5 protein-coding genes are annotated in these 6,784 nt (G+C 43.8%); all 5 read left to right on the plus strand.

Annotated elements, in window-relative coordinates; genetic code table 11:
• On the plus strand, positions 1-715 hold a 715-nt coding region (locus AC1DWN_RS24420; protein ID WP_477561494.1), incomplete at its 5' end, for an L-lactate dehydrogenase.
• 127 nt (positions 716-842) lie between these two features.
• Positions 843-1,370: a DoxX family protein gene (locus AC1DWN_RS24425; protein WP_477561495.1), complete on the plus strand. Its 528-nt coding sequence runs from the start codon at positions 843-845 to the stop codon at positions 1,368-1,370.
• A 565-nt stretch (positions 1,371-1,935) separates the two neighbouring features.
• A complete protein-coding gene (gene thrS / locus AC1DWN_RS24430; RefSeq protein WP_477561496.1) occupies positions 1,936-3,849 on the plus strand; it encodes a threonine--tRNA ligase in 1,914 nt (637 codons plus the stop codon).
• Positions 3,850-3,896: 47 nt separating this feature from the next.
• Positions 3,897-5,084, plus strand: a complete 1,188-nt coding sequence (locus AC1DWN_RS24435; RefSeq protein ID WP_477561497.1) for an MFS transporter — start codon at positions 3,897-3,899, stop codon at positions 5,082-5,084.
• Positions 5,085-5,184: 100 nt separating this feature from the next.
• Complete coding sequence (locus AC1DWN_RS24440) at positions 5,185-6,066, plus strand: TolB family protein (RefSeq protein WP_477561498.1); 882 nt, start codon at positions 5,185-5,187, stop codon at positions 6,064-6,066.
• Positions 6,067-6,784: the final 718 nt, after the last annotated feature.

Here is a 6,784-nt window from a genome sequence, read left to right on the forward strand (position 1 = left end):
TTGCAAGGGTGCTGATATCATCATTATTACGGCAGGAGCCGCGCAGAAGCCAGGCGAAGAACGTATCCAATTATTGAAGCGGAATGTAGCTATTTATGAGAGTATTGTGACCGAGGTGTTAAAGCATAATGATGATGGCATATTGCTGATCGCGTCGAATCCGGTTGATGTTATGAGCTACTTCTGCTTGGAGAAGTCAGGCTGGCCTGCCCACCGAGTTATCGGCTCGGGAACGTTGCTTGACAGTGCGCGTTTCCGCTATTTAATTGGTGAGAAGCTGCAGCTTGATCCGCGCAGCGTTCATGCCCATATTATTGGGGAGCATGGTGATTCTGAACTGCCAGTATGGAGCCTTGCGAATGTTGCCGGCTCCGCCGTTGAGATTTCTGAGGATGAGAAATCAGAAATTTTCACAAACACAAGAGATGCCGCTTATGAAATCATTGAAGCAAAGGGCGCTACCTATTATGCGATTGCACTCGCACTTGACCGAATTGTAACTGCTATTTTACGCAATGAAGCAGCCGTGTTGAATGTTTCTACTTTGGTTGAGAATTACCATGGCATCTCCGATGTATATTTGGGTGTTCCTTGTGTCGTTGATCGACAAGGTGTACGTGAGGTGCTTGATATCAAGATTACAGATGCAGAAAAAGAACTGCTGCATCGTTCAGCGAACAAGCTGAAGGGACTTATACAATCTATTTCTGAATAATAATTGAATTGAAAAAGATAGGCTGAAATTGGACGCGGAAGTTCAATAAGCTATGAGATAAGTCACAGTGTTTTTTCTACCAACAGGTTATATTGTTGTTAGAAGAAAACAAAAGGAGCTGATCGGAATGGTGATCAGATGGATGAGAGAAAATAAATATGCAGCAGCAATTTTATTAGTACTCCGGGTATACCTTGGCTGGCAATGGATGACCGCAGGCTGGCATAAATTAGGCGGGTTTGATGCGAGTGGTTTCTTGAAAGGGGCAATTAGCAACCCAGTCATTGATAGAGGCACGAATGAACTGGTTTATCCTACATTTACAGCTTTTCTAGAAAACTTTGCTTTGCCAAATGCGAAAATTATTAATGTACTGATACCGTATGGCGAATTTCTTGTAGGCTTAGGACTTATAGTAGGAGCGTTAACGACAACTGCGGCATTCTTCGGTCTCCTCATGAACTTTATGTTTATGTTCGCTGGGACAGTATCGACTAACCCTTGGTTTATATTAATTGGGATGATCGTGTTGGTAGGAGGAACAAACGCTGGTAAATTCGGTGTTGACTATTACCTAGCCCCTTATCTGCGCAAAGTGTTTGGAAAAATGAGGAACGACAAGATAACCATAAGCAACCATACTGGTCATCGTTGAGATAATTAACTGTGAAGGACCCAGAGCTTGCTGTTAAGCGCTGGGTCTTTTTGTGCGAATGCTGCTAACGTAAATGAGATCAAGGTTTTAATTTGTTGAACTATTTTCTACTTGACTTTTTCAAGCTTAGTTATGTAGTATAATACAATCTACAAATAAAAGGCACTGACCAAAGACATGATTTCCTATCCGAGCTGTCCAGAGAGAGAGGCTAAGGCTGAAAGCTTCTCCAGTTATCGGTTGTGAGATTACCCCTTTGCAGCCGTGGCGTTGAACCCGTTGAGTTGTGTCTCGCGGCAGTAAGCGGCACCGTTTTATCCCCGATATCGGATACTAATAAGGATCTGGCTATTGCAGCAGGTCGAATTAGGGTGGAACCACGAGCTGAACGCACTCGTCCCTTCTTGGGAGAGAGGCGTTTTTTTGCGTTCATAAATGCAAGCGTAAACGGCTGTCGCCGTCCTTGGCGGCAAAGCTCGTTTCGCGGTGGTTATATAGAAATGGATAAGTGTGAAACTTATAAATTCTATATAACTAAAAAAAAAGTAGAAATGGAGGATGAATCATGGAGATTAATGTTATTTTGCCGGATGGAACAGCTAGGAGGTATTTGCAAGGCACGACAATAGCACAGGTTGCGGAATCTATAAGTATAGGTTTGAAGAAAAATGCCATCGCTGGAAAAATAAATGGCAAGCCTGTTGATTTGAACGAGACGATCGATCAGGATAGCAAGATCGAAATTGTAACGCTTGAAAGTAAAGATGGCCTAGACATCTATCGGCACACTACGGCACATATAATGGCTCAAGCGATTAAACGAATTTATGGCGAAAAAGCTGTGAAGCTCGCTATTGGGCCGGTCATTGAAGACGGTTTTTATTATGATATCGATATCGAAAAACCGCTGTCCAGCGATGATCTTAGTGCCATTGAGAAAGAGATGGAAAAGGTTATTCAAGAAAACCTGCCAATTGTTCGTCGAGAGGTCAGTCGTGCTGAAGCCCTCCGCATTTTTGAGGAGCTTGAGGAGCCGCTAAAGCTGGAGCTCATACGTGACCTGCCGGATGATGTCGCTCTTACAATTTATGATCAAGGTGAGTTTTTCGATTTATGCCGAGGACCTCATCTCCCCTCCACAGGTAGAATTAAGGCGTTCAAGCTGCTGAATGTAGCGGGTGCTTATTGGCGTGGAGACTCGAATAATAAGATGCTGCAGCGAATTTATGGCACTTCCTTTCCGAAAAAAAATCAGTTGGAAGAGCATATGCACTTTCTGGAGGAGGCCAAAAAGCGTGATCATCGCAAACTAGGCAAGGAGCTCGAATTGTTCATGTTTTCTGAGGAAGCGCCAGGAATGCCCTTTTATCTACCGAAAGGAATGACTATTCGTACCGAGCTTGAAGATTTTGCACGTGAGATTCAAAGACAGCGAGAATACGATGAAGTACGTACGCCACTAATGATGAATAATCGGGTTTGGGAGCAATCGGGCCACTGGGATCACTACAAGGATAATATGTATTTTACTAATGTGGATGATACAAAGTTCGCGCTTAAACCGATGAACTGTCCAGGGCATATGCTTATTTTCAAAAATAGCTTACGTTCCTATCGAGAGCTGCCCATTCGCCTCTCGGAATTTGGTCAGGTGCACAGGCATGAGCCATCCGGGGCCCTTAACGGGATGATGAGGGTTCGTACTTTTTGTCAGGACGATGCGCATCTATTTGTTCGACCGGATCAAATTGAGGAAGAAATTAATCGCGTCATTATGCTGATTGACCATGTTTATCAGGTATTCGGCTTTGAGTATAAGATTGAGCTATCCACACGGCCAGAGGATTCAATGGGCTCGGAGGAGCTATGGAATCAAGCAGAGCAGTCATTGCAAAATGTGCTGGATAATCGAGGTATCCAATATACCGTCAATGAAGGGGATGGGGCATTTTATGGTCCAAAAATCGACTTTCATATTTTAGATGCGCTTAAACGGAGCTGGCAGTGCGGTACGATTCAACTGGACTTTCAAATGCCTGAAAAGTTTGAGCTATCCTATATTGGTGAAGACAATCAAAAGCACCGTCCAGTCGTCATTCACCGAGCGGTTTATGGCTCCATTGATCGATTTATTGGTATTTTGACAGAGCATTTCAGCGGTGCGTTCCCATTATGGCTTGCGCCAGTCCAAGCGAAGTTGTTGCCTGTTTCAGAAAGCTATATCGACTATGCTTTAGAAGTGAAGCACACGTTGGAAAAGTCCGGCATACGCGTGGAAGTAGATATACGAAATGAGAAGCTAGGGTATAAAATTCGGGAAGCCCAGCTTGAAAAAGTGCCTTATATGCTGGTTCTCGGTGAGAACGAGAAAAATTATGCAACGGTGTCGGTTAGAAAACGGTCGGAAGGCGATCTTGGCTCAAAAAGCATAGTAGAAATCACTGAGCAAATACAAGAAGAAATTCGATCGAAAGCTTAAATGATTTAATCAGTACCATTCATACATTTTAGGAGAGTGCTAACGTTTTGTCATCACATGTTATCGCAACAGCTACTCAATCATTTCGTTCTCGATTAATTATTTTACTGCTAGTCGTAATGGTCGCAGGAATGAGCCAAGGGTTACTACTCCCCCTGCTGACCATTATGCTAGAGCGTTCCGGTGTGTCATCCGATATGAACGGAATCAATTCGGCGGCATTATATATTGGTATTTTCTGCACGGTGTTTTTTGTAGAGAGGCCAGTCGTTCGGTTTGGATATAAAAAAGTTATTATAGCAGGCATTGCATTGGTGTCGATGTCCGTCCTGCTCTTTCCAATAAGCGATTCACTTGTGGTGTGGTTTGTATTGCGCTTGCTGGTTGGCGTTGGAGATAGCTGCCTGCATTATGCGACTCAATTATGGATAGTCAGCTCGAGTCCGGCAGATCGTAGAGGAAAATTTATTTCATTGTATGGAATGGCGTATGGCTTAGGGTTCAGTATTGGGCCGCTTGGAATTAATTTGATGTCTTTTGGCAAAGCGGTTCCTTTTATGGTAAGTGGCACTTTGTTTATCAGCGTGCTTTTGCTAGTACTCCGTCTCCAGAATGAAAAACCTGAGCAAGCAAAGAAAAGCAGATCATCAGAAAACCGTTTCATTACAACCTATCGTATGGCGTGGTTTGTATTAATTCCAGGCTTTCTGTACGGATTAATGGAAGCCTCTATGAACAGCAACTTCCCATTGTATGGCTTGCGCATCGATTTGAGTCAGCATTGGATATCGTTTTTGCTGCTTTCTTTCGGCGTCGGCGGACTTATTTTGCAGCTGCCGCTCGGAATTTTGAGTGATAAGGTGGGGCGCAAACCAATTCTAATTGCGTGTGGATTGATCGGGTCACTTGTGTTCTTCCTGATACCTGTTGCTGGGAGTAATGTCGGTCTATTGTTTGTTTTATTTGCCTTAGCTGGCGGCTTTGTCGGTTCTTTCTATTCATTAGGATTGGCTTATGCGGCAGATATTTTACCGAAGGCCATACTGCCAGCAGCTAACGTCATTGCGTCTATCCACTTCAGCATTGGGAGTATTATGGGGCCTACCCTTGGCGGATTTGGAATCCGTTATATTTCGATACACAGCATATTTTTATTTCTAGGCGGTGCGTTCCTTTTGTTCGCGTTGTTTGGGCTTATGTTTCGACCGAAGCAGCAGGTGCTAGAGGGCAAGTAAAGTGGGGAATTACAGGATTGGTGAAATATGCTTGGATTAAAAGGAGTTAACTAAACACTCGCGAATACCTTACTTTAATTAAAGGAAAGGGGATTAGACTTTGACGGTTTTAAAAGAGTCCCAGCAGAATATAGCACCCAGCTTGATCAGCACCCTTGAAACGGTAGATGTCTTAACCGGCGAACGTTCAGTATTAACTTCCTTTCCTTACTTAATCGAAGCGCCGAATTGGACTAGTGATGGCAAGCGTCTCATTTATAACAGCATGGGACGAATCTATTCTTACGATATGGCTACGAAGGAAAGCACGGTTATTGATTCGGGTTATGCGATTCATTGCAACAACGACCATGTCCTTTCTCCAGATAATAGACAGATAGCGGTAAGTCATCATACGAAGGAAGATGGTAAGTCTCGCATTTACGTTTTACCACTTGAGGGTGGAAATCCAACACTTCTTACGGCGCTCGCACCTAGCTATCTTCATGGCTGGTCACCGGATGGCAGCGAATTGGCTTATTGTGCAGAGCGGAACGGTCAGTATGATATTTACACGATCCCTGCAATGGGAGGCGTCGAAAGACAGCTTACAAATACTTCGGGGCCTGATGATGGACCGGAATACTCACCTGATGGAAAGCATATTTGGTTCAACTCGGTACGCAGCGGACTTATGCAAATATGGCGAATGAACGTCGATGGCTGTGAACAGACTCAAATGACTTTTGATGAGAGCAACAGCTGGTTTCCGCATGTATCACCAGGTGGAGATTCCGTTGCTTACATTACTTACCGTAAGGGAGATGTGGCTCCTGCCGATCATCCGCCTAACAAAAACGTAGAAATAAGACTCATGTCTACTGTTGGCGGCGAGTATCGAACATTGGTTGAGCTGTTCGGAGGGCAGGGGACGTTAAACGTCAATTCCTGGTCGCCCGATAGCAGACAGCTGGCATTTGTGAGCTATGAGCTGAAGGCGTAGCTTTTACAGCGTCATGTAATTACTTTTCTAATAGTAGGAATCAGCAATAAGCGGCATAGGTTCCGTTACTACACTTCGATTGGGGCATATTTGATCCTTTTGGAACAAATAACGGACCTGTTGTTCGCAGGCATGTCGGATATGGGGGAATGTTCACTAATAGACGAACTTTGTGTCCACTGCCTTAGTTGCTACGCACGCGTAGTTTCATTTTTTGCAATTAAATGTGAGTGGATAAGGATCAGTCACGAGTTAGTTTCAGATGTTGAACTTAATTGCTCAGTTAGCTCGTTCCGCGTCTCTTTTCGGTGGTTTAGCTCTATATTCTGAAACTAATTCACCTCTAATTGCATAATGACACTCATTAGTTTCAAAATGTGAAACTCGTTTAACCTCTCTGAGCTTAACAAAAAGCGATACCTATTATTATTTTCCGTTAACTGGTGAACAGTCACATGCCAAAGGGTTCTATTCTCCGCAAACGGTAAAGGTGTACGAGAAATGGGTTACTTCGGATGGCTCAGTTTGGTATCACTTTGGTTCTGGCAATGGAGAATGGTTTAAGCGAAGCAAATGATAGGTTGTGCAATACTAGGCAAGAAGTATGCGGAATTATGAGATTTATGGAAGTGAACGCTCGATGTTGGAAAGCTAGGTAGAGGACTATCACGATGAGCATGCAAACAAGAAAGCCTAATAAGCCCCTATACTGCTATTG

Source organism: Paenibacillus sp. P4_A7, from assembly GCF_056402455.1.